Here is a 24,422-nt window from a genome sequence, read left to right on the forward strand (position 1 = left end):
CACTCAATGCGATTAATATCAACTGAAAACTGCCGAAGACCCGATCCTGTCCTCAGCAGTCAGGAGACCATCATGAACGTGATCCGCAACACGCTGTTTATTCTGCCGCTGTTAAGCCCGCTGATTATGGCAGCCGCACCCTACGACACGCTGAAGTTTGCGCTGCGTCAGCAGCAAATAACTGACGATCTGCGCCAGAAGTGCCAGCTATCGCCAGCCATCTCCGATGAAAAACTGCGTCAGACGTTTCTTAACGATAAGCAGAACCAGAAGCAGAATCAGGTCACGCTGACCGCGGCGGCTCAGGCGCTGAAAAACCAGGATGATCCAGCCTACCGCGAACGCATGGCGCAAGTGGTTTGTCCACCACAGACGAATTAACCCTTTACCCCGATGAAATTGATCCTGACGTTTGTTTTCACCTTATCACTCAGTAAACTGGGGCGCTGGTCTGGTTGAACAAGAATGTCTCTCAATGAATGAAGAATCACCGCAGCCGGTTTATGTTCCCCGCTCCATCGCGGCGCGCAGCCGGATGTTTCGCGCCCTGCTCTATCGTGATAAAACGCCGCTGGCGATGCTGTTCTGTGCCGCGCTGGTCGGTACGCTGGTTGGCCTGGCGGGCGTAGCGTTTGCCCGGGCCGTTGAAACAATACAGCAGTGGCGTGCTGACACGCTTATACCATCGCAGTTTCAGGGCTGGATGCTCTACGCCGCCGCCTTTGCCATCTCGGCTCTGCTGGCGATGGTGGGATATTTTCTCGTCAGGCGCTTTGCTCCCGAAGCGGGTGGCTCCGGTATCCCTGAAATTGAAGGGGCGCTGGAAGAGCTGAGGCCTGTGCGCTGGTGGCGGGTGATTCCGGTGAAGTTCTTTGGCGGCATGGGCACGCTGGGTGCCGGTATGGTGCTGGGCCGGGAAGGCCCGACAGTGCAGCTGGGCGGGAACATTGGCCGCATGGTCATTGATATTCTGGGGATGCGCAGCAATGAGGCACGCCATACGCTACTGGCAACCGGCGCGGCGGCCGGTCTGGCGGCAGCGTTTAATGCGCCGCTGGCGGGCATCCTGTTTATCATCGAGGAGATGCGTCCGCAATTCCGCTATAACCTGATTTCAATTAAAGCCGTGTTTACCGGTGTGATTATGGCCAGCATTGTGTTCCGCTGTTTCAACGGCGAACAGGCGGTGATCTCCGTCGGTAAGCTGGCTGATGCGCCGGTGCAGACGCTGTGGCTCTATCTGGTGCTCGGGATGATTATCGGTATGGTCGGCGTCCTGTTTAATCGCCTGATATTTATCACGCAGGACCTTTTTGCGCGCTTTTATGCCGGTAAAACGGCACGCGTAGTGCTGGCCGGTGCATTGCTGGGCGGCGGCTGCGGTATTCTGGCTCTGCTGTTTGCACCTGGCGCAGGCGGCGGTTCAGAACTGATCCCACAGGCGGTCCATGGCGTCTTCCCGTTCACCCTGCTGCTGATCATCTTTCTGGTCAGGCTGGTGACCACCCTGCTCTGTTTTGGCTCAGGTGCGCCAGGCGGTATTTTTGCGCCGATGCTGGCGCTGGGTACGCTGCTCGGCACAGCCTTTGGGGTGGCCATGTCGGACCTCTTCCCGTTTTATCATCTGGAAGCGGGCACTTTTGCTATCGCGGGGATGGGAGCACTGTTTGCGGCGTCGGTAAGGGCACCGCTGACCGGTATCGTGCTGGTGCTGGAGATGACCGATAACTATCAGCTGATATTGCCGATGATTATTACCTGTCTGGGCGCTACGCTGCTGGCGCAGTTTCTGGGAGGGAAACCACTCTACTCCTCAATACTGGCCCGCACGCTGGCGCGTCAGGCAGAAGCTACCCGCCCGTAGGGGCGGGTGACCGGCTTAATTACTTACCATCAAAATAGTCAGCAGGCATCTGTCCGGGTGCCTGATTAATCACTTCATCGTTATCTGGACCTTCATTCTTCATATAGGTCACTTTCGCAAACTCTGGAATGATCACATACGGATAGGCCGGCCCTTCATCGCGGAAGCGGTGCATATCTTCAATGAAGTCATTCTGATAACAGATCGTTTTTTCCGGATGCTGACCTTCACCGGCAATCCACTGCGGGAAGAAAATTGTGCCGTGAACCAGGGTGCGATTCAGATCAAACAGCAGGCTGACGCAGGTGCCGGTGGGCTCATGCCAGTCTACTTTGTAGATGCCAGGGGCGAACTGAATCGCATGCATTTTCTGGTTGGTCACCCAGCGGCCACCTACCAATCCCTGATGAATGCGGTAGTCGCAGGTGGTTTCATTGCGAGCGTACCACTCATATTTCCAGCCATTATCATAGGTATAGACAAAATGCGTACCGACGAACTGAGAAAGATCGCTGGAGATATTCTCTGGAGATTCTGCAGACATTTTAACCTCTGTTTGAATAGCGCACTTAACAGGCGCAGATGAATTTCAAAAGAAAGCTATAGCGCAATAACTCGGTGAATATTGACTATGACGCAGATTGATTTTTTTGCCATCTGAAAACGGAAATGGTTCGCAATGGGTAAATTAAAAACTCCTTAAAAAACCCTTCCCGGCTCCCTGAAGGCAATAGAATCCTGAAAATAGATACTTTCATATGAATTACTAGTGGAAACTTATAGATGCATAGTTGTCAGGTGAGAAATCTATCAGTCATCTATCACCATGCTGAGTAAGTCTTTCTTCAGTATATTTTAGATATAGAGATTATTTTTCAATAACTTGAAAAGTATAACATATGCATTTTCCTTTTTTGGGTTGATTATGTTTTCATCATTACTTTGCCAGATAAGACCCTGTCAGGACAATTTGAACATGGGGACGTTGATGTGGCGTTGCTGACGCCAGAGACCACGCCGACGACATTGCATATGCAGCAACTGTTCAATGAAGAATATGTTTGTCTGCTGAGTGAAAATCATCCTCTGGCGGGCAGTGCGACGCTGTCGCTGGATGAGTTCTGTGCGCAGGATCATGCGCTGGTTTCGTGGCCCGGCGGAAATTTTAATGGGGTTACCGACCAGGCTTTGGCTGCGATTGGCCGGGCCCGCCGGGTAACGCTCTCAGTTTGCAGTTTTCAGGTGCTCCCGGAAATTTTGCGCGTCACTGATTTGGTAAGCGTGGTACCGAAACGACTGGCGATCGACACTACGGGTCTGGTCATGTTGCCAGCACCGCTGATCATCCCTGGCTTCAGTAAAATCATGGCCTGGCATAACCGAACCCATCATCACAAAGGGCATGAGTGGCTGCGTGAACGACTGGCGTCCGTGGCTAAAACGGTGGTGTATTAACAGGGATAGCGGACTGCGGCTCACTGTTTTGCGATTTTGTTTAAGCAACAGACAGGATAACGGGGCGTTATATCGCATTCTGTCCGACGTCGAAAAGGCAAAATCGCGCTTTACTATGTCGATAGCGGGGTAAAAATTGATGCTGGGGAGATCAGGAAAGAGAGTGTTGAACTGAGGAAACAATAGCAGGAGAATAAATCGCGCGTGAATCACTTTAAATATTATCGATAAAAGCTGCTTTGATAATGTTAATTACTCATATTTACGTTCTGAAAAGAACTGACAGACATCGTAAAAAGATAAAAGCCCTGACTGAAATAGCCAGGGCTTTTAAGGTACTACAGATTTTACGTTTACCATTAACTAACTTAATTGATAGGTACTACTTCGATACTGCTATTTATGAACAGATCCTGCGGATAATAATGATCACGATACTGAAATGTCACTATTATTATCGGTTTCAACCACCTGATAGTCTTTCAGGAGACAAAGACAGGTCAGGCCCGTATAAATCTGCACACCCCCATCGCGATATATACTCTTTGATGCGTTGCCTTACTTTCATTACGACGTTTAAACCGCAATCGTATCCTGCCGTAACGTAACGTTCAGAACTACGAGGCCTTACATCATCGCGACGCGATACTACATACTTCTTAAAGACTTACTTCAACTCCATTTAACAGGGTTATCATTAACTAACGAACAGTTTCAAAGAACAATGTTTAACAGAACCACCGACAACATCAACTCAAACACTTGTCGGCACCTTTAACACATAACACCTTTGGTTTTCAGTCTATCAGGGCAACTGCACGCCGCTGATGAATACTACTTTACGGATATAAAAAACGATGTCAACACTGGTTTTAAAAACATGTTTATATTTGCAGTGAATTTTTCAGGCAATCATTTAGCTCTGAAACGCCCGTAAATTTATTATCAATGTTAAGAAAAATTGAGCCCTAATCTATTCAACCTGAATAATTAAGCAGGTCACTATCAATCTTGACACTTAACGGTAGCAATAAAAAAAGGCGCCCGCAGGCGCCCTCAAAACTCAGCATGCTGTAAAGATCTTTATTTCGCCAGGCTTGCCAGTAAAACCTTCGCGGTCTCGGCTGATGAACCTGGGTTCTGACCGGTAATCAGCAAGCCATCCTGAACCGTATAGGACTGCCAGTCATCGCCTCGTGAGTAGAGACCCCCGTTCTGTTTCAGCACATCTTCAACCAGGAACGGCACCACCTCAGTCAGGCCAACGCCCTCTTCTTCACTGTTCGTGAAGCCAGTGACTTTTTTCCCTTTGACCAGAGGCGTGCCATCAGCATTTTTCACATCACGCAGGACACCTGGAGCATGACAGACCAACGCAACCGGTTTGCCCGCCTGCAGGGTTTGCTCAATCAGCGAAATGGAGTGTTTGTCGTTTGCCAGATCCCATAAAGGACCATGGCCGCCTGGATAGAAAACGGCATCAAACGCTTCCTGATCAACAGTATCAAGCTTGACGGTTGAGGCCAGTACTGCCTGAGCAGCAGAATCGGCATGGAAGCGGCGGGTTTCATCAGTCTGAGAATCGGGTTCATCACTTTTTGGATCGAGTGGAGGTTGTCCGCCCTTCGGTGAAGCCAGGGTAATCTCTGCGCCCGCATCAAGAAATGCATAGTAAGGTGCGGCAAGTTCTTCCAGCCAGAAACCGGTCTTCTTGCCAGTGGTGCCCAACTCATCATGCGAGGTCAAAACCATTAAAATTTTCATTTCCGCTCCATATAACAGTTAGTCGGTTTCAGGTGTAAGGATAGTCAGAACCAGCGTCTGAGCCGCCATCTTCTGCGTTGACCCGTTAATCATGGCGGGGTTGCGAATATTTATGAAATTTATTTCTTCAATTTCAGTTATTCACATAGCATTATAGCTTAATGAAATACGATCTGAATTTATTGCCAGTTTTGCTAGTCATGATGGAGGAGCGCAACGTTACTCGCGCAGCTGAACGGCTTGGCATAACCCAGCCGGCGCTTTCTAATGCATTAAACCGGCTGCGTGAAACGCTCAACGATCCGCTATTTATCCGCGAACGTTACGGGATGCGACCGACGCCGAAAGCGGAACAGCTGGCCCAGGTGGTCGGTGCTGCGCTGTCATCGATCGACAAGGTTATTCTTGGCCAGCAGGACTTTGATCCACTTAATGCCACCCGGCTCTTCACGGTTGCGCCTAACAGCTATGTAGAATTCATCATGATGCCTGCCATCGTGGCTCGTCTGAGGAGCTGTGCGCCCGGCATCCGACTCCGCCTCACTCCTTTTGGCAATGACGTCACTGAAACCGGTGTGATTTCAGGTAATACCGATATGGTGCTGGGTCGTATCGTGGAGCCGCCCGACAATCTCGTCGTTCAGCACCTGATGAATGAAGGTCTGTCCTGCGTGATACGCGCCGATCATCCGCTGGTGGGCGAAAACCTCAGCGCGGAGCAATATGAGCAGCTAAAGCACGTCAACGTTCTGCCACCTGGCCGTATGCGCGCCGGGTTATATCAGGCGCTTGAGCAGCGCGGCCTGCGTCGTCAGGTTGCAGTCTCCGTCACACACTTTCTGGCCGTGCCGGAAATGATTGCGGTCACGGACTACTGCGCGACCCTGCCGCGTTTGATCTGTCAGCATCTTTCACGCGATCAGCGGCTCAGAATCATTCCCGCGCCGGTTGACCTGGGCACCTTTCCGGTTGAAATGGGCTGGCATGCACGCTATCGCGACGATCCTGCCCATCGCTGGTTCAGGACGTTGATTGCGGAGACGGCACAGTCGCTGTCTGATCCTCAGATAAACAATTAGCACGATCACCATTGCCGCACTAATAGTTAATATTGATATCATAACCTGAGTTACTATTATTCCCATCGGAGGCAAACATCCTCCCAATTCATAACTCAGGAATATGACCATGAAAAACGTAAAAGCACTTTCAATCGCCGCACTCGCAACTCTTTCTCTGATCTCTTTTGGCAGCTTTGCCGAGAGCGTTTCTGTCACCTCATCCACACTGGATGGCGCAGAATCAAAAATTGCTGCTCAGGCTCAGGAACAGGGTGCGCAGTATAAAATTACGGAAGCGAACACCAACAACCGTGTTCACATGACCGCAGAACTGTATAAATAACGGATGGTCGCAAACGGATTTGCCAGAAGAGGCTGCCCAATGGGCAGCCTTTTTTGTGTCCGATCAGGCCAGACGGGCGGCTGGGGCGCTACCGGTGCGCCACCATAGAATCAGCGCTGCCAGCGCAATTGCGCCGAGTACCGCAAACGCGGTGCTGTAAGAATAACGTGCGGCGATCATGCCCGTCATGGCGGGACTCAGCGCGGCACCTGCGCCCTGCATCAGCATAATAACGCTTTGCCCGGCGTTAACATGACCCGTACCCCGCAGCAGGGAGACAATATAGCCTGGCACCGCCACACCGAGAATCCCGGCCGCAATACCATCCAGAACCTGAACCGGAATGACAAAAATCGGCCCGGCAAAGCCGGCGGCGAGAACCGCGCGCAGCGGTAATATCATCAGGGCGATCATGATAAACAGGCGATAGCCGTGCGTATCAACGCGTTTAGATACCCACAGCGCGACCGGGATCATCACCAGTTGGGAAATCACCACCGTTGCCGCCGCGTAAAGGCCCGGACTGATCGCCGCCTGGCCGCCTGCCGAGGCGACGCGCATGCTCAGCATCGGCAGCAGCGCGGCATTGGCAAGATGAAACAGCAGCAGCGTCAAACCGGCGATCATCAGCGCCGGGTTTCGCAACAACATTGATAAGTGCAGCGCTGGCTGACGCTCTTCATGCGGTTCATAACCGCGCGCCACATCGTTATCGATCTCATTTCCGCGAATTGCCAGCGTAGCGAAAGCAGCGAAAACCGCCATTACCGTCATAAGAATGAAAACGGCACCCATGCCCCAGTACCAGGCTGAAAAACCGGCCAGCAATGCAGCAATCGTATTCCCGCCATGATTAAACGCCTCGTTGCGTCCCATCTGCTGGTTAAAGCCGCGCTGACCCGTGAGCCCTAAGGTGATCCCCGCCACAGTCGGGCCGATAAACGCCGCAGCCAGGCCTGCTACAACCTGAGAGACCATCGCCGTCCAGGTCTGATTGCTGTACCACAGCAGCAGTGTGGCAACGGTAATCACCAGACAGCCCAGCAGCACAATGATTTTTTTATGACGGGTCGCATCGGCGGCGATCCCTGCCGGTAGCGTGGCAAGTAATCCGGCGATACCGCCACAGGTCATTACCAGACCGATTTCGTCGGGTTGCCAGTGTCGCTCCGTAAGAAAGATGCCCAGAAATGGCCCCAGGCCGTCGCGGACATCGGCCAGAAAAAAGCTCATTAAACAGAGCGCGTAGAGTGAACGCTGAGACATGTTATTTCCCTGGAAGGTAAGTGTTAGAGGCAGTTGCGCTTCGGTTAAAAGGGAAATTATGTGTTACGACGTGGAAAGTCACCTTTCGTTATAGTAACAAAATGAAAAAGGCCACCCGTAAACGCTACGGATGGCCTTTTTCTATTCACTCAATAACGAGAGCGAACTATTTATCTGTGCCAAAACCCTGCTTCAGCAGTGCTGGCAGTACATCCGGGAAGTAGATTTTTTTATAGTAACCGCTGACGCTTTCGCTCCAGCTCTCACCGTCATTACGACCAATCGTCTTCCAGTGCTGAACCATCTCATCGTTGTAGGCCGCAATCTGCTGCTCCAGACCCTGCGTCTGGTAAGTCTCATCATGGCGGAACGTCGCCAGAGGCAGACGTGGTTTCTGATGAGCCGGTTCGTCTACGTGACCGATTACCACACCCGCTACCGGGAAGGTCAGTGGCGGCAGCTCCAGCAGTGAAATCATCGCCTGCGGGTCGCGACGGATACCGCCAATTGGCACAATCCCCAGACCTTCCGCACGCGCAGCCGCCATTACCGATCCCAGCGCGATACCGATATCAGTAGAACCCGACACGATACTCTCAATGCTCTGATGGGCGATCTGCTGCTGATCGACAGCGGCCATTCCCACGGCTGATTTATGCATATCCAGCACAAAAGTGATAAACACCGGTGCTTTGGCAATCCACGGCTGACCGCCTGCAATGGCGGCGATCTGTGCGCGACGTCCTGCATCACGCGTGATCACCACAGAAACCTGCTGCGAGTTTACTGATGTCGGTGCGCGATAAGCGGTACTGATAATCCGATCCAGCACAGCTTCATCGACAGATTGCTCAGTGAAACTGCGTTCACTTTTGTGACTTGTAAAAATATCAATCAGTTCGCTCATGGTTCCTCCCATATAAAGCGCAACTATAACAGTACAGTGCACACATGCTTGGTAATTCGAGGGTTTTTGGGCGGACTTTTGTAACTGCTTTTTATTATGTACACGTATATATACACTTCTGAAATCTACGGGTGAAAGTCGCTGGATTTAAATTGTAGGCCTAAACGGATCGTATACCGCTACAATCGTGGCGGTCACTTTTCCCAGCACGATGATCCCCTCCAGCCCTTCCCCGTCAATCGTCTCTCCATCATGGGTAATAATCCCTGTACTGAACAGTTTCCCCAGCTGAGAGTAATTGCCGAGTTGGAATGCCACTTTGTCGCCCGGCTTGCCTGAAACCGTTCTGTCCACAATAGCGAATCCAGACGGCGTCTCAATCATCAGCATATGAACCGTGTGAGGCATCAGGATTTTGTTCAGGTCAATGCGCTGTTCGATGTGGTCCTGCGCTGGTGATGGAAATGCCATGTCAGATTCCCCCGTTCGGGTTGAACTGACAGTAGGTTTTAGCTTCACCTTCCTCGGTCGAGGCGTCGCGGAACGTTACAGTGTTAGCCCTGATCCACTGGTTGGCCTCCCGCTGGCTGAAGTGCCAGTTAAGTAACTCCAACTGGCGCACGAATTCCTGCGTAGTAACGATGACACCCTGCCCTGGCTTCCGCCTCATAGCGTTCATAAATGAATGTTTGATTTCATAGTCGCGCGGCATGATAAATCCCCTATTACAAATACTGTATGGATAAACAGTAGTAGCTCATGGTGGTTTTGATCAAGGCGAGGCGGTGGGGAAATTTGTAAAGTCGCTGAGGATGCGGGATTTTTAGCTTGGCGGGTTGGAGGGCATATGGCTAATCTCAAATTACTTTTCCGTAGCCTAGCCTGCTCTTGCAGTAATCCCTCATGTAAATCCACACTAGCAGGTAGGTTTAAAGCTCAGGTTAAGCTCAGCCCATAGATTTTAGGTATAAGGACCGTTATGAAAGTTATCACTCTAATTGTTTCCACTGCGTTACTGGCAGCCTGCTCAGCCCAAACTGACAAGCCCCAGCGGATAGTCAAGGCTAATCCTGCCTCAGTTTATTGTGAAAAAATGGATGGCAAACTGGACATAGTTAAAGGCCCAGATGGTGAATCAGGTTACTGCACCCTACCAAGTGGAGAGTTTATAGAGGAATGGGCGCTGTACCGAAGAGATAACAAGTAGGCTAATGGCCGAACAATGGTAACTGTAAGGTACTGGGTGTAGCCGATCGAGACAAAGATGCGGCTGGTTTATGTCTAGATAGCAGGAAGACGATTGTAGCGAAGGAGATGGCATGTCAGTTTTTGCGAAGACATCGATTCCGATGTTATGCATTGCGTTCGTAATGTTCTACTTGGCCGGCAAAAAGCGGGATAAAAACTACCTGATTCCGAGCTTTGTTCTGTTAGCGGCTGGAGTAGTGAATGCTGTGATCGCGATTACTTCAGGCTAATGGCCGGAAGACACGTTTGGGTGAGATGATGCGCAAATTCAGTCATAAACGCGTTGACTGCGGATCTATCGTGAACAACAATGAATATGTTTTCACTATCACTTTTTACAAATTCTGAGGCAATTATTCGAAATGGGCAAAGACAACTGCCTGACCCTAAAACTTGATGGAACTAGTCCTGATGAGCTGCCTATGCATCGTCTGGGGAAGTATCTATCTGCATTATCTGGTCTTTATGGATCGGAAGATGCCGTTCACTTTAAAGATGTGAGCGAAGGGTCAGCATGTCTTAACACTTGGGTTGATAGTCAAGCCGCATACAACGCTGTAATTGAGCGATCCATTTCTCAGGCTGCCAGCTCTGGCACCTCCTACATGAAACTGGTCACTCTTCTTGCTCAGGATGGCTTTGAAGCTAAAATAATCAACCACAATAAGGTCACTATCCTTGAGTTTCCATCTTTAGTTCAACCCACCCCCTTAGTTATTAGAAAGAAGGGTAAAGTCCAAGGCAAACTTTATAACGTTGGCGGCAAGGATGAATCGGCACCAGTCAAGCTTGAAGGCCCAAACGGCGAAACTTATCATTGTGAAGCCACTCCAGAATTAGCAGCAAAACTTGGATCTCTACTTTTCAGGTATATCAGAGTATCTGGTGATAGCGAGTGGATTAAAAAAGATGAAAAATGGAAACTCAAAAAGCTAGTAATTGAATCTTATGAAGTCCTTGAGAAGTCCAACGTAAGGGCCGCTTTCACAGCACTTCAAAATGCCCCTGGCAATCAATGGAAAGATGAAGATGATGCGCAAGCCATCTTGAAGGCATTGAGGACGCTAAATTGCGAATAATATTCGATACGAACATTCTCATACAAGCAATGACTGGCATGCGGGAAGGTTATAAGCTCACCGACCCTGAGAATGGAAAAGAGATACCTGATCCGAAACGAAGAATTGAAGCATTAGTTGACGTGGTTGAATCTTGTGGTGGCTCTATAGTAATTCCCACCCCGGTTTTGGCCGAGTATCTCGTAGGCGTCGATAAGAAAGATCACCAGAATCACCTAAATATTATTCAAAAAAAATCATGTTTTGAAATAGCCAGTTTCGATGAAATTGCTGCGATCGAATGTGCTCAGATGCCTTCTATTAAAGAATTGAAAGCTATGATGTCATCGGATACCGCTAACAAAGTTAAATTCGATAGGCAAATAATTTCTATTGCAAAATCATTAAACGTGGACGAGATTTGGACACACGATGTTGGTGTGTTTAAACGTTGCAAAGAAATGGGAATGACAGTTAAGTCTCTTGCAGATATAACCCCTGCTCCAATTCAAGTATTAATTAATATGGAACATGATAGTTCTTCAGAATTGCACTAACCCAAGCAACCCGGCTACAGCGCCGGGTTTTTCATGCCTGCGACAAATATAGTCCGCCACTGAGTGGGCTTTTTAAATATGCCTTATGAACAAAAAACTATCACTACTATTCAGGCGAGAAAGACCAAACTTGAAGCCTTGGGAGCCAACACCCATTGAGGGTCTTCACCGAATCGCTGCTAAATGCAGGCGGGACGAAATCGCAGAGATACACATCAGATTACGGTATTTTCAGGCAGAGAGAGCAATGACACCCGAATGGGATGGCGACACTCATGACGACATCTGGAAAGCTAGTAATGAACTCCGACAAATACTCAAATTAATCTCTAAAAGCTAAGAGACCGCTACTGAGCGGGCTTTTTTCGCCTGTCGCTTGGCTGTCATTTCAGCAGCATTCTAATCTGATAAAACCACCCCATAGCCCGCTGAGTTCAGCGAGGTTTAAAATCCGCCCCGTCGCCGGGGCTTTATTCTATAGTTGTTTAGGTCCATTTAGAGCGAGAAACGCCCTTGGGACAAAATTTAAAAAAATCGCTAAGATAAACTGATAAATCGCAATGCCCTTATATCCTCAGATTAAATTAAGTAAAAATAATACATTTCAAAAAAACTCCTGATTAAATCATATTGCATTACATCTCATCTATTTCTTCAATTATTTTATCGACTTCATCAATACTTGCTTGAATTGTTAGATTGTCTTTTATGGTTTCAAGCAATTCGATTGCTCTTCTTTTTGGTTTTGCTGATATCAGTTCTGAATTTGCTCTTTCATTATTTATAAACAACCTTGAGAGGGCCATTAACTGATTACTATTTAATATATCTAAAAATGGTTTAAGTATTAAATGTGCATTAGATCTTCCCCAGTAATTCCCAACCCAAACAGTAAGTATTTCTTGATATACATCTTCAAAAGCAATGGATGGGACATGAGGCCCAAACTGCATCAATGCCTTAGCAGCTTTTTCTTCATCATTCCAACCGTATGATGTATTCTTAGCCTTAGCTAGTTGTTTAATTGCATGCCTGTATAAGCTCGCCCTTGCAGCATCTGGTATAAACTTTACACCTTCAACCTTTACTAAAGTTTCAAGTATTCTTATTTTTGCTCCTTTGTCCTCACTGGTGTCAGATTCAGGCTCAAGCATGAATGAGTAATATCTCTCTCCCGCTGATTTTTTGAGGTCATCATTTGATTTTTCCCAAACCTCTTCAAATAACTTGCTAGCATTACCATAAGCCGGGCCTTCACCCTTGGTAATTAAATCCAATAAAAATCCAAATGTTATTCTTATATCGCCTTGCTTGAATGCTCTGATTTGATCTTTGAGTAAATCAATACTTTCGATTGATAATTCAGATTTTTTTATTGGTTCAAATAATCCAGATGGTGAGTGTCCCGGATCTGGCATCTCAGACTCGAACAAATTCTTCTGGAGCATAAGAGCTAAAGCAAACACATCCTCTGCATCTACTTTACTGTCACTAGCATGGGCTGGAGAGGCATGGTTTCTCATCCAATTGATCATTTCTAATGATTTTCCAGCTTTTTTATGCAACACCCCTAGCTTGGTTGATCCGCTAATTAACACTAAATCATCCACGCCTGACCATCGCTCATTTAATGTTTCACCATCTTTGTCATATTTTTTACGACCACTATCATCCTTGATTGCTGATAAGAATAAGTCCAGCCCATAAGCCTCAACTCGCCGCCTAAGATTATGAATAGCTGCATTCCATATATCTAAAAGAGCATGATCAGGGAAACCAGAATCTAACAACCTTCTAGCTTGCGAAAGAAACTCTATTTCTGTATTAACAGTTGCTGGAAAATTAGTTCTTGATGGTGAGCTTAATAAAATCGGGAGGTTCTTAGACATTAACTTTCCTTTTAATGAAGATAACAGGCTATATGTTTTAAATTTTTAATAGCATAATGGAATATCACCACCTGACTGGCAAATAAATTAATATGCTTTTATTAAAAATTGGATTGATGCAATCTATATTGGAATAGATACAAGCTAACCCCATTTAGTAATCAATTCAACATTGTTGAAAAATATATTACAGTTTTAACGTCCGTATCCCAATTTTTTTGCTCAATCACATAAAAACTGTAAATACATACAGTGCCATTCCTTAGAAAAATGCTGAAGTAACCATATCTCAAAATTTAAAGGTCTGCTAACTTCCGCTTTTGGCATGAATTTTACTCTTAACTATAAGTATACCGACCATATGTTAACTTGAGCCTTTGAACTCACTTTACTATTGGAATATCTTTCAATCTGGTTGTATAGCGAGGAGAAAGCATTTCACGCTTCATCTGCCATAAGCTGTCACGCTCTCCCTGCCCTGCAAACCAGATCTTGCCTTTACCGGATCGATTGATACCGTCCAGCGCTGCCATTAGAGAGTCTGCATTCGCACGCGGTTGCTGTTCACTGAACATGTCAAACTGCGTCATGCCTGACTGGTAAAAATCACCCAGCATAACCCCCGCTTTAGCATACCGGTAGCCGTCCTGCCAGATAGTACCAAGACCATGAAGAGCAGATTCGATAATGTCCCGCGTATCATTGGTCGGATAGTCAAGCATGCATGATGCAGTATTCGAATATCGCGGCTCATCGCCGTGCCTGCCGGTAGCAACTGACACACTGATATGGCGGCAGCGCGAATTCTGCTCCCTGAGCTTCTCCGCCGCACGTGTGGCATACAGCACGATAGCCTGCTGCATGTTTTCCAGTTTTGTGACTCTCTCGCCAAATGACCGCGAATTCAGTATGTGTTGCTTCGGCGGCGGCGCGTCCTCGAGCGCGATGCAGGACTCGCCATTCAGCTCACGCATAATACGCTCAACAACAACGTCAAAATTTTTCCGTATCATGCTGATGTTGCTGTCTGCCAGCTGCAGAGCAGTCGTTATTCCCAGCTGGTTCAGCCGCTTACTGATGCGCTGACCAATTCCCCAGATATCGCTGACATCTGTCAGATGCAGGAGCTTTAGCTGCCGGCTTCTGTCAGACAAATCCACGACTCCGTTAGTCTGTGTCCACTTCTTGGCCGCGTGATTGGCAAGTTTGGCCAGCGCTTTAGTAGGCGCCAATCCCACACCGATTATTAGCCCGGTTTCCTTCTGGATACGCTCGCGCATCTGCTGCCCGAATGTCTCAAGCGGTATAATGTTGCCAATCCCGGTAACGTCCAGAAAAGACTCATCAATGGAGTAGACTTCCTGACCCGCAGCCATCTCACCCAGTATGGCCATCATGCGTGCTGACATATCCCCGTACAGCTCATAGTTGGAGCTGAATACGTGCACCCCGTTTTCCCGGAAGAAATGTTCATTTTTAAACAGCGGCGCAGCCATTTTGATGCCCATGCGCTTTGCCTCTGCTGAGCGCGCGATCACGCAGCCGTCGTTGTTCGATACGACGACAATGGGTTTACCGCGCAGATCGGGCCTGAATACAGTTTCGCAGGAGGCGTAAAAGTTGTTGGCATCGGCCAGCGCAAACATAGTTAATCCCCTGCTGGTCCGTTGAATCCCACCCCGGCTACATCAGTGAGGGCATAGGCAACCACACCCCACACTGGAAGAGCCTGGCTTATATCAAGCAGCGTAACAGTCTCGTCCTCGTCAAGCGCCTGCAAGGCGGGAACAGGATTGAGAAGCAGCCGCCTCAGCGTAAGCTCCCCATCAAACTCAGCAACGATTAGCTGACCGTGCGCTGGTGTCAGCGCGCGATTAATGGCCAGCACGGATCCTTTGACAATCCCGGCACCGGGACAGTCGCTTTCGCTACGCATTAGATAGGTTGAATAAGGTGAAAGATAGACCAGATCGCCCAAGTTCAGGCGCGTTTCAGTATAGTTCTGGGCGGGGCTCTGAAATGCCATTGCAATGCTCCATTCTAACCAGCGTTATTCAACTCCTGATATGAGTATAAGACGCTACAGGCGGCAATGCTCAGTTGTGCAGCCCGATGTCTGCTATGAGCGATAAACGGTCGTTAACGGCACTCTATAGCTCAGGTGGATATCTAGATTCTCATCAGCCATATGCAGCATCATTTATTGTATAGACTGTCACAGAAAATCTGCTCCCCATAACTGCTTAGTAGAGATATAGTGTCAAAGCTAGGCACATCTTAAGCTGTGCTGAAGGTAAAACACAAAATAAATGGAGAGTGTTTTTAACCCATGCCTTCACTTATTTAGTTATAGAAATAAATTTCAGTTAGGGGGCCGAAAGTGTCAGAGGGATATATCCAGAGCTTTAAACTTAAAGTTCACGAAAGTAACGGAATAGAGTATGAAAATTTATTTTCAAAAATTATGTCATATTATCGTCCCGGATTCGATAAAGTAAAACCACATGGTAACATAGGTGACAGAGGTAATGATGGATGGGTATATGGTGCAGGAATTTACTATCAGGTATACGCTCCAGAGGACCTGCCTAGTAATGAAAAAAAATCGCTAGATAAAATGAAGGCTGATTTTCAAAAGCTTTTCTCGTATTGGAATACCATTTCCACAGTCAGGGAATTTTATTATGTTGTCAATGATAAATATTACGGCATTCCACCATATCTAAACAATGCCATCGCCGAAATTAAAAATGAACATAACTTAAATGAAGCTATGGTGATTGGTGCTACGGCCCTTGAGAGTTTTTTTGCAACGCTGAGTAATGAGCAAAAAAATTATATATGTGGGCAATCGACTCGTAATCAGTTCGAAACAGAACGCCACCTTGTAGAACGCCTCACAAATAAGATGTATCTTCATGCCTGGGATAACATTAGCGATAACCTTATCGCTAATGGTATGCAATCTGAAGTTGTTGATGGATTTTATGAGGCCTGCCGGACCGTTCTGACGACCCAAATGCCAGGCCGACTTCCCAACCTTGACTTATCAATGGTTGAGCTTGCTAACCATGCGTATTACCTTTGCGAACATATAACTAATATGAGCTTTGCAAGTAACGTAAATGGTTTTTGGAAGAGAGACATGAGTTGGAAGAGAATCAGCATGGACCAAGATAAATATCATGAGAAAAACGAAACCTATGAAAATTGGAGAAGAGAACTATTTCGGCTACACTATAATTTAGCTCATGCGTTAAATCTTTTTTCTTTAGAGGTCAGAAAGTCACTTAATCCTGATTTCTTTTTTGGCACTCAATTCGGAATAAACGATAGCATGGGTACCTACAATAAATTGGAACCTATGTATCTTATTCCAGGATCGTATTGCTCAAATTATCGCGAGTTGTTTAGTGGCAATTGATGATTAATTGATGCCATTCTTAGGGGTGGCATTGTGAAAATTACCTTCATATATAAAATAAGAGTATAACAATGTGCACAGTAATATCATTACTAAAACTAAAGTGCTTTTGATGAAAAATATTTATTCAGCTCTTTATTCATTCAATTTTTTCAAAAAATTTCTTTCCTTAGCATCAGTATTGCAATGATCGTCTGCTTTTGGCACAGAGCTGACGTCCGCTATGAGCGAAAAGCGGACATATTTACTGAAAGCTATTGGAAGCCTTTTATGGCCCCTGCCTGGCTTTCAGTTCTGCGGCAGATCAACGCGCGCATTCAGGCCTGGACTGAAGCAGGATTAACATCTGCTGACATCAATTGACTCTGTAGGTCCTCCGCTGGGAATGCACATGCTTGTTGTGCTCCGCAGCCATAACTTTGAGTCAGCTGAGCAGGCTGCAGCTTTTCTGGGTACGGTGCCTGTCGAAAAGCGTTCACGCACGTCGGTACGCAGCCGCCCCGTATGTCTAAAATCGGTCCGCCTCAATTAAGAGCAAAGCTTTACATGTCAGCCTTATGCGGAAAAATTCACAATAAATGGATGTGCAATCTCTACGTTGAGTTATGTCTGCGTGACAAGCCGAAAATGGTGACCATCGGTGCCCTGATGAGAAAACTGGTGCACTGATGTTATGGCGTACTGAAAACGAAAACTGCATTCTGCGATGATTATTGCTGCTCTATTACACATACCTGAGTCCGGTAGTGATATCACAATACTCATTCATCACTCTGAAAGATTGTGCTGAGCTTGATATGAGCAAAACCCGGAGTTTCAGTTATCCGTATGAAGGACCTGTCTGTGCTGAATAAAAAGCCTACATCGCAGTAGCTTACGTAAAAAAGGTTCTGAGATATCTAAACGTAAAATAAGAATGTCTGAATTTCAAACAATGTTATTTGACAACCAGTTACCATAATGCAAACCTGTTACCATAACGGGAGGGTTTATGGCACATTCAAAAACTGATCAGCTAACGCAGGTTATTCTTAACGTTTTCCGGCTCAACGGTGCCCTGACAGAGTGGGGTGACAGATTTGTCCTGCCTGATGGTCTTACCGGCACACGCTGGCGCATGCTGGGTGCAGTTGCACTGGCACAACGGCCAGTTACCGCGCCTCAGATTGCATTGACTATGGGTGTTACACGGCAGGGTGCGCAGAAGCAGCTCAATACACTGGTTGAGTCCGGACTGATGGAAACGCAGCCCAATCCAATGCACAAGCGGTCGCCGCTTTATGCGCTGACCGAATCAGGTCAGTCAATCTATGACAGCGTTAATGCACGATGGCAACATCAGGCAACCGAAATGGCGGGACAGTTCAGCGCAGCCGAACTGGAAACGGCGGAGCATGTTCTGAAAAGTCTCATTGAGACTCACGAAAAGTCTCTGGCGGAGCAGTGCCTTTGAAACGCAGGATTCATGCTACCGCTTCGATGTTGTCAGCGTTGTTTCTGGCAACGTTCTGGACCTCGACAATCATCACCGAACTTTTTCTATCGGCTACAGCAGTCGCCGAAGTGAAGCAGTTAATTGCTCATGCCCTTCTTGCGTTTGTACCGCTGATGGGGCTGACAGCGGCTACCGGCTTTTCGATGGGTGCCAGGGTCAATCATCCGCTGATTAAGCTGAAACGCCGCCGCACGCCTGTCATCGGCATAAACGGTCTGTTCATTCTGGTGCCATCAGCCCTTTTCCTGTGGATTCGTGCCAGGGCAGGCCAGTTTGACGGCGCTTTTTACAGCGTTCAGGTGATCGAGCTGATTGCAGGGGCGCTGAACCTGACGCTGATCGGATTAAACATTCGTGACGGCCTTCAGCTGAGCCGCCTCCATCGCGCCCGTAAACCGGGTATCAATGAGCAATAATGTTGCCTCGTAAGGATTAACTATGCGTGCTGCTGTTGTGACCCGTTTTGATGCACCACCGTCATATGGCTACTTTTCTGAACCGGTTGCCGGTGAAGGTGAAGTTGTTATTCGTGTGCTGGCCGCACCCCTGAGTCCTATTGTGAAAAGCCTCGCGACAGGCAGGCACTACTCGGGTACCGCAGAGGCGAACTTTATCCCCGGAATTGATGGCGTGGGCATTGATCCGGACGGTAAACGGGTTTACTTCCTGTTTCCCAAATCGCCATTCGGTTCTATGGCCGATAAGGTTCTGGTATCGACACGATCAGTCGTTCCGGTTCCGGAAAGTGTGGGCGATGCACGGGCTGCTGCGGTCGTAACCGCAGGGCTTTCATCCTGGGTTGCCCTGACGCTGAGAGCCGGTTTTCAGCGTGGTGAATCGGTACTGATTAATGGTGCCACCGGCTCAGCGGGCGGGCTGGCCGTTCAGATAGCCGCGTGGCTTGGCGCAAGCCGGATCATTGCAACGGGGCGTGACCGGCAAAAGCTGGACAAGCTGCCGGCAGGTGTGGAAAAAATCGTGCTGGATGAATCTGCAGATGAAGCACTGAAACAGGTTTTCTCCGGAAGGGTCGATGTGGTTCTGGATTACCTCTGGGGGGAGCCAGCGAGCAGAATAATCTCACAGGCGACGGCAAATCGCGGTTCGCGACTGGGAGAGCCGCGGCTGCGGTATATTCAGCTGGGTTCCGCGGCAGGAGAATCAATCGCCCTTTCTGCAGCTTCGCTTCGGAGTTCGGGCCTTGAGATACTGGGCAGCGGCATAGGCAGTCTTTCGGTTCAGGCGCTGGTTAATGGGGCAGGCGAGCTGCTGAATGCAATCCCTCAGGGGGGATTCACCACGCCGGTGCGGACCTGCGCGCTTTCTGACGTGGGCAGAATGTGGAATGAGGATACCGGCGACGACCGGCTGATTCTGATCCCGTAGGCGCTAAGGTAAGAAGAAACTCTTTATCTGCTTGCTGGCTGAGCTTGCCGTTGTAACGGTGATCTCCATACCCGATAAGGATGGCAGCCGGCAGGCTGCTATCTGTGCCAATATGTGTGCCTTACTCAAAATTTTGGCCTCTTACTTTAAGCGCCGTAATGCACCTTACTGGTTCCTGATGCTGACGTTCCCTTCTGGCACAAAGCGGACGGAATCAGATAAACGTCCGCTAAGAGCGAGAGGCGGACATCACTGACGTTGGCTCAAAGGCCTAACTTCTCAATTATAAATTTAAACGATAACCTGGCGGCCCGGTTTCGAATGCGTCCAGCCTGGTTTTCCCCAGTCTTGTGCGTTTCTCAATCTAATGCCGCTAGCGTGAAGCGATGTCAGCCATATACTTTTGAGTGGCGTGAGTCTCTCCATTACACGAAGCGTAATATTCCTTGATACAAGTTCAGCATCCAGGTTTGAAATTACCTTCAAGCCAGTTGGGATAACGTTTGTCCGGGATACCCACATACCGACATCTCCCGTTGGCTCAAAGTGATCTACAGGCAATTCATACCTATAAACTTTTCCATTTTGAAAGCGTGATAGCCATGCATGCTCAATGCAGGCAATGGCAGTAGCATGTGAGTTGTTTCCCATCCATTGTTCAAGGTCCACTCTGTTTGTATTAGGTAGTGGCCAAAATACGATGCGCGGGCACTCCCGAGGGAAAAGATAAAGTAATTCGTGAGCTTCATCAGTAGCCCATATCAGTGACCCATTTAACCACTCTTGTCCAGCAGGCCTATCGACATGAACCCTTATTGGGCGAGGTTTGAATGTGCTGATATCAGGACTATCGCTGAAATGAAAAAGACGCACTTAAGGCTCCATTCAAAATGTATCCAATATTCCGAATAAATCATTTTGAGTATCTAAAGTGTCATCCATATGAATGTTACTTAGCTTAATTTCCTTGAAGTAGGCCGCAGCGGATCATATGCGAATGTGGATATGTGAGATGTCCGCTACTAGCACAAAGCGGTCTGGTGCAGTTCCTTTGGAGCATGCAGGCGCAGTGGGACCTGAAGCTGGCTCAGCGGCAGGCCGATAGGCAAAAGTACATGGGCCTACGCATGGCCCCTAAAGCTTTCCAACAGAACCGGAGAAGTAACCTTTATAGGCTAACCGGACCAGTGAAGGACGAAGGGATGCATTTCGGGTGTGAGGGCATGGGTGCAATGGTCTTTATAACAAAGCATCTATTGAAGTACAGCCGATAATCACATTGCGAAAAAAATAAACTCAATGGTGGATCAGGCAAGGCTGTAAGGAGTATAGGGTTTTAAATTTTGGAGGCACAAATTGTTCTGCTTTAAGGGGGGTTCAAAATGAATATCAGGCATTTTCAAATTGGGAAGCAGAGGTTGAGCAACACATTTGATAAGAAGATCTCGTTATAATTGGACGTGTGCCATAAGAGATATTAATCCTTGTATTTATGCCCTAAATGAATCTATTAACATGCAAATAGTTTCACATTAAAATCATGGTGTTAATATTCGAAAGAATTATTCACTCTAAAAAACATATATATTTTATGCTTGATATTAATTATGGTCATAAATTATCCATTATAGTTTATATATCTGATTTGATGGCGCTGAGCAGTATTTTATAAAATCACGGCTTTAAAATGCACTAAGAGCTGCTTAAAATTTAACCTTACCTCTCATTTCTAGCTTTTTAACTCTTTAAAAACAGATAGTTAATTTTATAATGACAAGTAAACCAAATGTAGTTAAAGTAAATTTTATGTAAACATCAGGTCTCGCCTTGAGTTTTGAGGGGATAATTTCAGGGCTAAAATAGACATGAAAATTGTCTTATTTTTTATATTATTAATCATTTTTCCTGAATATTATTTGCAATCACATGCGCTAGAGAGAATTCTTAAGAAAGTCGGTTTAATGATAAAATGTTGATGATGTACAGAGTGATATGCTCCTAAAAATCCTCTCATACCCTGATTAGCTTATGTTTGAAGCAAAAAATTAACGCTGGTCTTCGGATGCATTTAAAGTGAAATCGATAGTGAAGGGCATTTTTATCAGTTGGTAGCGTTCATTGCTGCACAAGAGTTGGCCATCCCATTTTTACCTGACAGGCTGATGCAAGTGCGTGCAGGCCAGGAATAAATAATAAAAAAGGCCCTGCGATTTGAAGTATTAAGAAGTAATGTCGATTCTTCTGAACGATGTATCAGTAACTGATTCGTTCCAATGCTCGGTAACAACATAAAAAAATAAATGTAATAATGCCAGAAGCTTCGAATTATTTAGATGCTCAGGTCTGACATTATGATGTATTGCTGAACTTTTTAATTTAATCACCCCAGGAAGCAGCATTTACCTCAACCTATATGGTTGGCCTTGCCCTATTGGGCTTTTAAAATGGAGTAGTGCAATGATTAATAAAAATTTTAGCTTAAACCAAGAGCAGATTTCAGACTTTAGAGAAAAAGGCTTCCTTTTATTAAAAGGGTTTTATTCTTCGGAGTTCATCAGCTATATCAAATCAACTATTGGGCAGTACATTGATAAACCTACTGATAAGTATCAGACGGGATTCAGTCGCTTAGCATTTGACATGTATGATGGCGATGAAGTTGTGATAGGACTTTTGAAAGACCCGGCATTTAAGAAAGCAATGAGAGACCTGACGGGTCGAAATATGTTTTATGCGCAAGCATTATCTTTTGAGCTTGAAAAACTCAAAAATAAAGGTTTTCCATGGCATATAGGAACTCAGAGTTTTGGCTACCATCATGCAGAAGATTTTGGATGTACAATCTGGGCTCCCCTAGTCAATATCAACCCAAAAGGACAGCGCGGAGGTATGGCTTACGTACCTAAAAATCGCGTTAATGGTGATTACCTTTATAGCCATATCGATCCTGCAGTATTCCAGATGTTGAAGGAAAAAATTGATGCTAAAGAGAATCCAACCACAGATGATTTTGTTCAGTGGCGCGATGGACCTCTCAACGACAATGCTCAAATGGCTATTCTTAACCACTTTGGTGTGGAAGATGAATTTGAGGTTGGAGATGCACTTATTTTCGATAAGTACGTCATCCATCGTAGCATCATGCTGGGAGAAGGTGAGGTAGACATTCGTGCAGCATTTGTAATGCGTTTCTTCTGTTCTGAAAGCACCTATGATGCCAAGCGAGCAAGCGATCTTGAGATTCCACGAAACTACTTCAAGTATGCGGGCCCAACGAAGTTCCATCTGGAAGTCGCAAAGACTGATGGCGATCGCTTGGTTGACAGCCCACTGTTTGCAGGTCAGGAATACAGAGATCTTTCACTCTAATCTTTCAACTGCCGGGGGGAGATACCCCCCTTTTTTTCAGGGCATCATAATGTCTCAGATTTACCTTTATATCTTAATTGCAAGCCTAACCATTGCGAGCCCTGGACCGGGTGTCCTGCTCACACTAACTAATACTCTTAACTACAGTTTGCGCAGTGCACTAGTCGGTATTATTGGTGTGGCAGTTGGTATGGGTGTAATTTCTATCATTGCTGCCAGTAGCCTTGGCATAATCATCACTACCTCTCAGTTTGCGCTGATTGTCGTCAAAATTGTCGGAGCCGCTTATCTTGCTTATCTTGGTGTGAAGCTATTTCGCTCAACTCCAAGAAAGATGAACGAGCTTGGCAACGAAGGATCGCTGATTCTCCCATCAAAATCTTCAAGATTCCGGCAGGGTTTTTTTGTTTCATTACTTAATCCAAAGCCTATTGTGTTTTTTATGGCGCTGTTTCCACAATTCATCAATGCTGAAAAACCTTTCATAGGGCAGTTTTGTACCCTTTCGGCTATATTCTGCGCATTAGTCGTAATCATTCATTTTTTTTATGGCGCATCTGCAAGTGCTGTTAAGAAAAAATTGGCTGCGGGTAGAGCATTCTCATATCTTAATAAGACGGGTGGTGCTGTGTTCATGATATTTTCGGTTGGCCTACTGATTTCCGTAATCACACCGTATATGCATTGATTAACAACTTCTTTACGAGGGCGCCTCACCTGCAGAGGCTGCCTTTTTTTATAGAATAATCAGTCTGATGCGGGCTATAAAGATGAAATAAATCACACAACGTTACTGACATGAAATTTGTGCCGGAATTCTAAAGGGACTCATAATGCGAATTGTAAGCTTGCAGCAACACTGATAGTGCAATGCTGGCAGCTAGGCCATCACGATGCTCTGAGAGCACCACAATCTTTCTGGCGATGGCATCAGGCGTTAATTGCTCACCTGTTGTCACCAACTGCCAGACTGCTTCCCCAATAGCCTTACATACAGCATCGTGTACTTGCTCTTCAAATCCATTTTTCATATTGCTGTTCCCATTCTATAAAAAACCGAATGTAACTTATCAAATCGTTCTTTGAATATTTGGAAGTCAATATTGCGACACGTCTTCCAAATAATATTGAATAGATGCATTACATAAAAAAACCCGGATAAACCGGGCTGGTGTTGGCACTTCAAAAGTGAAACCAATAATATTTATATATTTCTATCAGTCCAGTTATTGTTATCACCCAAGCTATCACACATCCAAATAATATTAACGTCCACGTTGTTCTCCTATTCATATATCAGGCTCCCTCTAACCATGATTAAAATATACTCAGTTTT

25 protein-coding genes and 1 pseudogene are annotated in these 24,422 nt (G+C 46.7%); 15 read left to right on the top strand and 11 right to left on the bottom strand.

The window, feature by feature from the left end:
• The first annotated feature begins 72 nt into the window (after nt 1–72).
• Together OK409_RS20755 and clcA are read left to right on the top strand one after the other, a co-directional pair.
• The gene (locus tag OK409_RS20755) at nt 73–381 is read left to right on the top strand and encodes a YicS family protein (protein WP_264367454.1); all 309 of its coding nucleotides are present in this window, start codon (nt 73–75) and stop codon (nt 379–381) included.
• A 154-nt stretch (nt 382–535) separates the two neighbouring features.
• The gene (gene clcA, locus OK409_RS20760) at nt 536–1,864 is read left to right on the top strand and encodes a H(+)/Cl(-) exchange transporter ClcA (protein WP_085978741.1); all 1,329 of its coding nucleotides are present in this window, start codon (nt 536–538) and stop codon (nt 1,862–1,864) included.
• A gap of 19 nt (nt 1,865–1,883) precedes the next feature.
• Here the strand turns inward: clcA and OK409_RS20765 are convergent, their stop codons facing one another.
• Nucleotides 1,884–2,408: a phenolic acid decarboxylase gene (locus OK409_RS20765; RefSeq protein ID WP_010246964.1), complete on the bottom strand. Its 525-nt coding sequence runs from the start codon at nt 2,406–2,408 to the stop codon at nt 1,884–1,886.
• Between the two features lie 398 nt (nt 2,409–2,806).
• Here OK409_RS20765 and OK409_RS20770 point away from each other — a divergent pair, with 398 nt between their 5' ends.
• Nucleotides 2,807–3,319, top strand: a complete 513-nt coding sequence (locus tag OK409_RS20770) for a LysR substrate-binding domain-containing protein (protein ID WP_229518701.1) — start codon at nt 2,807–2,809, stop codon at nt 3,317–3,319.
• A gap of 1,083 nt (nt 3,320–4,402) precedes the next feature.
• On the opposite strand, the gene OK409_RS20775 is transcribed toward OK409_RS20770, so the two are convergent.
• The gene (locus OK409_RS20775) at nt 4,403–5,083 is read right to left on the bottom strand and encodes a type 1 glutamine amidotransferase domain-containing protein (RefSeq protein ID WP_010246962.1); all 681 of its coding nucleotides are present in this window, start codon (nt 5,081–5,083) and stop codon (nt 4,403–4,405) included.
• A gap of 161 nt (nt 5,084–5,244) precedes the next feature.
• Here OK409_RS20775 and OK409_RS20780 point away from each other — a divergent pair, with 161 nt between their 5' ends.
• The gene (locus tag OK409_RS20780) at nt 5,245–6,162 is read left to right on the top strand and encodes a LysR substrate-binding domain-containing protein (RefSeq protein ID WP_264367455.1); all 918 of its coding nucleotides are present in this window, start codon (nt 5,245–5,247) and stop codon (nt 6,160–6,162) included.
• A gap of 109 nt (nt 6,163–6,271) precedes the next feature.
• A complete protein-coding gene (locus OK409_RS20785) occupies nt 6,272–6,487 on the top strand; it encodes a YdgH/BhsA/McbA-like domain containing protein (protein WP_010246960.1) in 216 nt (71 codons plus the stop codon).
• A 63-nt stretch (nt 6,488–6,550) separates the two neighbouring features.
• On the opposite strand, the gene OK409_RS20790 is transcribed toward OK409_RS20785, so the two are convergent.
• From OK409_RS20790 to OK409_RS20805, 4 genes are all read right to left on the bottom strand, one after another.
• A complete protein-coding gene (locus tag OK409_RS20790) occupies nt 6,551–7,753 on the bottom strand; it encodes an MFS transporter (protein WP_010246959.1) in 1,203 nt (400 codons plus the stop codon).
• Nucleotides 7,754–7,919: 166 nt separating this feature from the next.
• Nucleotides 7,920–8,660: a nitroreductase family protein gene (locus OK409_RS20795; RefSeq protein WP_264367456.1), complete on the bottom strand. Its 741-nt coding sequence runs from the start codon at nt 8,658–8,660 to the stop codon at nt 7,920–7,922.
• A 147-nt stretch (nt 8,661–8,807) separates the two neighbouring features.
• Nucleotides 8,808–9,131 (bottom strand): phage repressor protein, encoded by a 324-nt coding sequence (locus OK409_RS20800; RefSeq protein ID WP_256843915.1) that lies wholly within the window; start codon nt 9,129–9,131, stop codon nt 8,808–8,810.
• Between the two features lies 1 nt (nt 9,132).
• Nucleotides 9,133–9,372: a DNA polymerase V gene (locus OK409_RS20805; RefSeq protein ID WP_256843916.1), complete on the bottom strand. Its 240-nt coding sequence runs from the start codon at nt 9,370–9,372 to the stop codon at nt 9,133–9,135.
• A 267-nt stretch (nt 9,373–9,639) separates the two neighbouring features.
• On the opposite strand from OK409_RS20805, the gene OK409_RS20810 reads away from it, so the two are divergent.
• The 3 genes from OK409_RS20810 (at nt 9,640) to OK409_RS20820 (ending at nt 11,523) form a co-directional block, all read left to right on the top strand.
• A complete protein-coding gene (locus OK409_RS20810) occupies nt 9,640–9,867 on the top strand; it encodes a DUF333 domain-containing protein (RefSeq protein WP_264367457.1) in 228 nt (75 codons plus the stop codon).
• 403 nt (nt 9,868–10,270) lie between these two features.
• Complete coding sequence (locus OK409_RS20815; RefSeq protein WP_256843918.1) at nt 10,271–10,987, top strand: hypothetical protein; 717 nt, start codon at nt 10,271–10,273, stop codon at nt 10,985–10,987.
• A 38-nt stretch (nt 10,988–11,025) separates the two neighbouring features.
• Nucleotides 11,026–11,523: a type II toxin-antitoxin system VapC family toxin gene (locus OK409_RS20820; RefSeq protein WP_256843919.1), complete on the top strand. Its 498-nt coding sequence runs from the start codon at nt 11,026–11,028 to the stop codon at nt 11,521–11,523.
• A gap of 635 nt (nt 11,524–12,158) precedes the next feature.
• Here OK409_RS20820 and OK409_RS20825 read toward each other — a convergent pair.
• The 3 genes from OK409_RS20825 to OK409_RS20835 all read right to left on the bottom strand — a co-directional run bounded on the left by OK409_RS20825 (nt 12,159) and on the right by OK409_RS20835 (nt 15,438).
• The gene (locus OK409_RS20825; RefSeq protein ID WP_256843920.1) at nt 12,159–13,412 is read right to left on the bottom strand and encodes a hypothetical protein; all 1,254 of its coding nucleotides are present in this window, start codon (nt 13,410–13,412) and stop codon (nt 12,159–12,161) included.
• A gap of 383 nt (nt 13,413–13,795) precedes the next feature.
• Nucleotides 13,796–15,058, bottom strand: coding sequence for a translesion error-prone DNA polymerase V subunit UmuC (gene umuC, locus OK409_RS20830; RefSeq protein ID WP_264367458.1), 1,263 nt, complete (start codon nt 15,056–15,058; stop codon nt 13,796–13,798).
• A 2-nt stretch (nt 15,059–15,060) separates the two neighbouring features.
• On the bottom strand, nt 15,061–15,438 hold the full coding sequence (locus tag OK409_RS20835; RefSeq protein WP_264367459.1) for a S24 family peptidase: 378 nt from the start codon (nt 15,436–15,438) through the stop codon (nt 15,061–15,063).
• A 354-nt stretch (nt 15,439–15,792) separates the two neighbouring features.
• On the opposite strand from OK409_RS20835, the gene OK409_RS20840 reads away from it, so the two are divergent.
• The 5 genes and pseudogenes from OK409_RS20840 (at nt 15,793) to OK409_RS20860 (ending at nt 19,717) form a co-directional block, all read left to right on the top strand.
• Nucleotides 15,793–16,836: a hypothetical protein gene (locus OK409_RS20840; RefSeq protein WP_264367460.1), complete on the top strand. Its 1,044-nt coding sequence runs from the start codon at nt 15,793–15,795 to the stop codon at nt 16,834–16,836.
• Between the two features lie 346 nt (nt 16,837–17,182).
• Nucleotides 17,183–17,505, top strand: a pseudogene (locus tag OK409_RS20845) (transposase); the annotation flags it as partial.
• A gap of 322 nt (nt 17,506–17,827) precedes the next feature.
• Nucleotides 17,828–18,289, top strand: a complete 462-nt coding sequence (locus tag OK409_RS20850) for a MarR family winged helix-turn-helix transcriptional regulator (protein ID WP_109651254.1) — start codon at nt 17,828–17,830, stop codon at nt 18,287–18,289.
• The gene (locus OK409_RS20855) at nt 18,286–18,747 is read left to right on the top strand and encodes a hypothetical protein (protein ID WP_220477298.1); all 462 of its coding nucleotides are present in this window, start codon (nt 18,286–18,288) and stop codon (nt 18,745–18,747) included. The genes OK409_RS20850 and OK409_RS20855 overlap by 4 nt, the downstream gene beginning before the upstream one ends.
• Nucleotides 18,748–18,769: 22 nt before the next feature.
• Complete coding sequence (locus OK409_RS20860) at nt 18,770–19,717, top strand: quinone oxidoreductase family protein (RefSeq protein ID WP_182504845.1); 948 nt, start codon at nt 18,770–18,772, stop codon at nt 19,715–19,717.
• A 291-nt stretch (nt 19,718–20,008) separates the two neighbouring features.
• Here OK409_RS20860 and OK409_RS22575 read toward each other — a convergent pair whose 3' ends face one another.
• Entirely contained in the window at nt 20,009–20,590 is a 582-nt protein-coding gene (locus tag OK409_RS22575) for a DUF6886 family protein (protein ID WP_245115039.1), read from the bottom strand.
• Nucleotides 20,591–22,174: 1,584 nt separating this feature from the next.
• On the opposite strand from OK409_RS22575, the gene OK409_RS20865 reads away from it, so the two are divergent.
• Nucleotides 22,175–23,086, top strand: coding sequence for a phytanoyl-CoA dioxygenase family protein (locus tag OK409_RS20865; RefSeq protein ID WP_182504846.1), 912 nt, complete (start codon nt 22,175–22,177; stop codon nt 23,084–23,086).
• Between the two features lie 49 nt (nt 23,087–23,135).
• The gene (locus OK409_RS20870) at nt 23,136–23,774 is read left to right on the top strand and encodes a LysE family translocator (RefSeq protein WP_182504847.1); all 639 of its coding nucleotides are present in this window, start codon (nt 23,136–23,138) and stop codon (nt 23,772–23,774) included.
• Nucleotides 23,775–23,904: 130 nt separating this feature from the next.
• Here the strand turns inward: OK409_RS20870 and OK409_RS20875 are convergent, their stop codons facing one another.
• Entirely contained in the window at nt 23,905–24,117 is a 213-nt protein-coding gene (locus OK409_RS20875) for a hypothetical protein (RefSeq protein WP_182504848.1), read from the bottom strand.
• Between the last annotated feature and the right edge of the window lie 305 nt (nt 24,118–24,422).

Source organism: Pantoea sp. RG18, assembly GCF_025910075.1.
Taxonomy (GTDB): domain Bacteria; phylum Pseudomonadota; class Gammaproteobacteria; order Enterobacterales; family Enterobacteriaceae; genus Pantoea; species Pantoea agglomerans.

What these genes read in the sequence shown, in the direction of transcription:
- OK409_RS20755 (WP_264367454.1), top strand. Translation starts at nt 73, where the DNA reads ATGAACGTGATCCGCAACACGCTGTTTATTCTGCCGCTGTTAAGCCCG.
- clcA (WP_085978741.1), top strand. Translation starts at nt 536, where the DNA reads ATGTTTCGCGCCCTGCTCTATCGTGATAAAACGCCGCTGGCGATGCTG.
- OK409_RS20765 (WP_010246964.1), bottom strand. Translation starts at nt 2,408, where the DNA reads ATGTCTGCAGAATCTCCAGAGAATATCTCCAGCGATCTTTCTCAGTTC.
- OK409_RS20775 (WP_010246962.1), bottom strand. Translation starts at nt 5,083, where the DNA reads ATGAAAATTTTAATGGTTTTGACCTCGCATGATGAGTTGGGCACCACT.
- OK409_RS20780 (WP_264367455.1), top strand. Translation starts at nt 5,245, where the DNA reads ATGAAATACGATCTGAATTTATTGCCAGTTTTGCTAGTCATGATGGAG.
- OK409_RS20785 (WP_010246960.1), top strand. Translation starts at nt 6,272, where the DNA reads ATGAAAAACGTAAAAGCACTTTCAATCGCCGCACTCGCAACTCTTTCT.
- OK409_RS20790 (WP_010246959.1), bottom strand. Translation starts at nt 7,753, where the DNA reads ATGTCTCAGCGTTCACTCTACGCGCTCTGTTTAATGAGCTTTTTTCTG.
- OK409_RS20795 (WP_264367456.1), bottom strand. Translation starts at nt 8,660, where the DNA reads ATGAGCGAACTGATTGATATTTTTACAAGTCACAAAAGTGAACGCAGT.
- OK409_RS20800 (WP_256843915.1), bottom strand. Translation starts at nt 9,131, where the DNA reads ATGGCATTTCCATCACCAGCGCAGGACCACATCGAACAGCGCATTGAC.
- OK409_RS20805 (WP_256843916.1), bottom strand. Translation starts at nt 9,372, where the DNA reads ATGCCGCGCGACTATGAAATCAAACATTCATTTATGAACGCTATGAGG.
- OK409_RS20810 (WP_264367457.1), top strand. Translation starts at nt 9,640, where the DNA reads ATGAAAGTTATCACTCTAATTGTTTCCACTGCGTTACTGGCAGCCTGC.
- OK409_RS20815 (WP_256843918.1), top strand. Translation starts at nt 10,271, where the DNA reads ATGGGCAAAGACAACTGCCTGACCCTAAAACTTGATGGAACTAGTCCT.
- OK409_RS20820 (WP_256843919.1), top strand. Translation starts at nt 11,026, where the DNA reads ATGCGGGAAGGTTATAAGCTCACCGACCCTGAGAATGGAAAAGAGATA.
- OK409_RS20825 (WP_256843920.1), bottom strand. Translation starts at nt 13,412, where the DNA reads ATGTCTAAGAACCTCCCGATTTTATTAAGCTCACCATCAAGAACTAAT.
- umuC (WP_264367458.1), bottom strand. Translation starts at nt 15,058, where the DNA reads ATGTTTGCGCTGGCCGATGCCAACAACTTTTACGCCTCCTGCGAAACT.
- OK409_RS20835 (WP_264367459.1), bottom strand. Translation starts at nt 15,438, where the DNA reads ATGGCATTTCAGAGCCCCGCCCAGAACTATACTGAAACGCGCCTGAAC.
- OK409_RS20850 (WP_109651254.1), top strand. Translation starts at nt 17,828, where the DNA reads ATGGCACATTCAAAAACTGATCAGCTAACGCAGGTTATTCTTAACGTT.
- OK409_RS20860 (WP_182504845.1), top strand. Translation starts at nt 18,770, where the DNA reads ATGCGTGCTGCTGTTGTGACCCGTTTTGATGCACCACCGTCATATGGC.
- OK409_RS20865 (WP_182504846.1), top strand. Translation starts at nt 22,175, where the DNA reads ATGATTAATAAAAATTTTAGCTTAAACCAAGAGCAGATTTCAGACTTT.
- OK409_RS20870 (WP_182504847.1), top strand. Translation starts at nt 23,136, where the DNA reads ATGTCTCAGATTTACCTTTATATCTTAATTGCAAGCCTAACCATTGCG.
- OK409_RS20875 (WP_182504848.1), bottom strand. Translation starts at nt 24,117, where the DNA reads ATGAAAAATGGATTTGAAGAGCAAGTACACGATGCTGTATGTAAGGCT.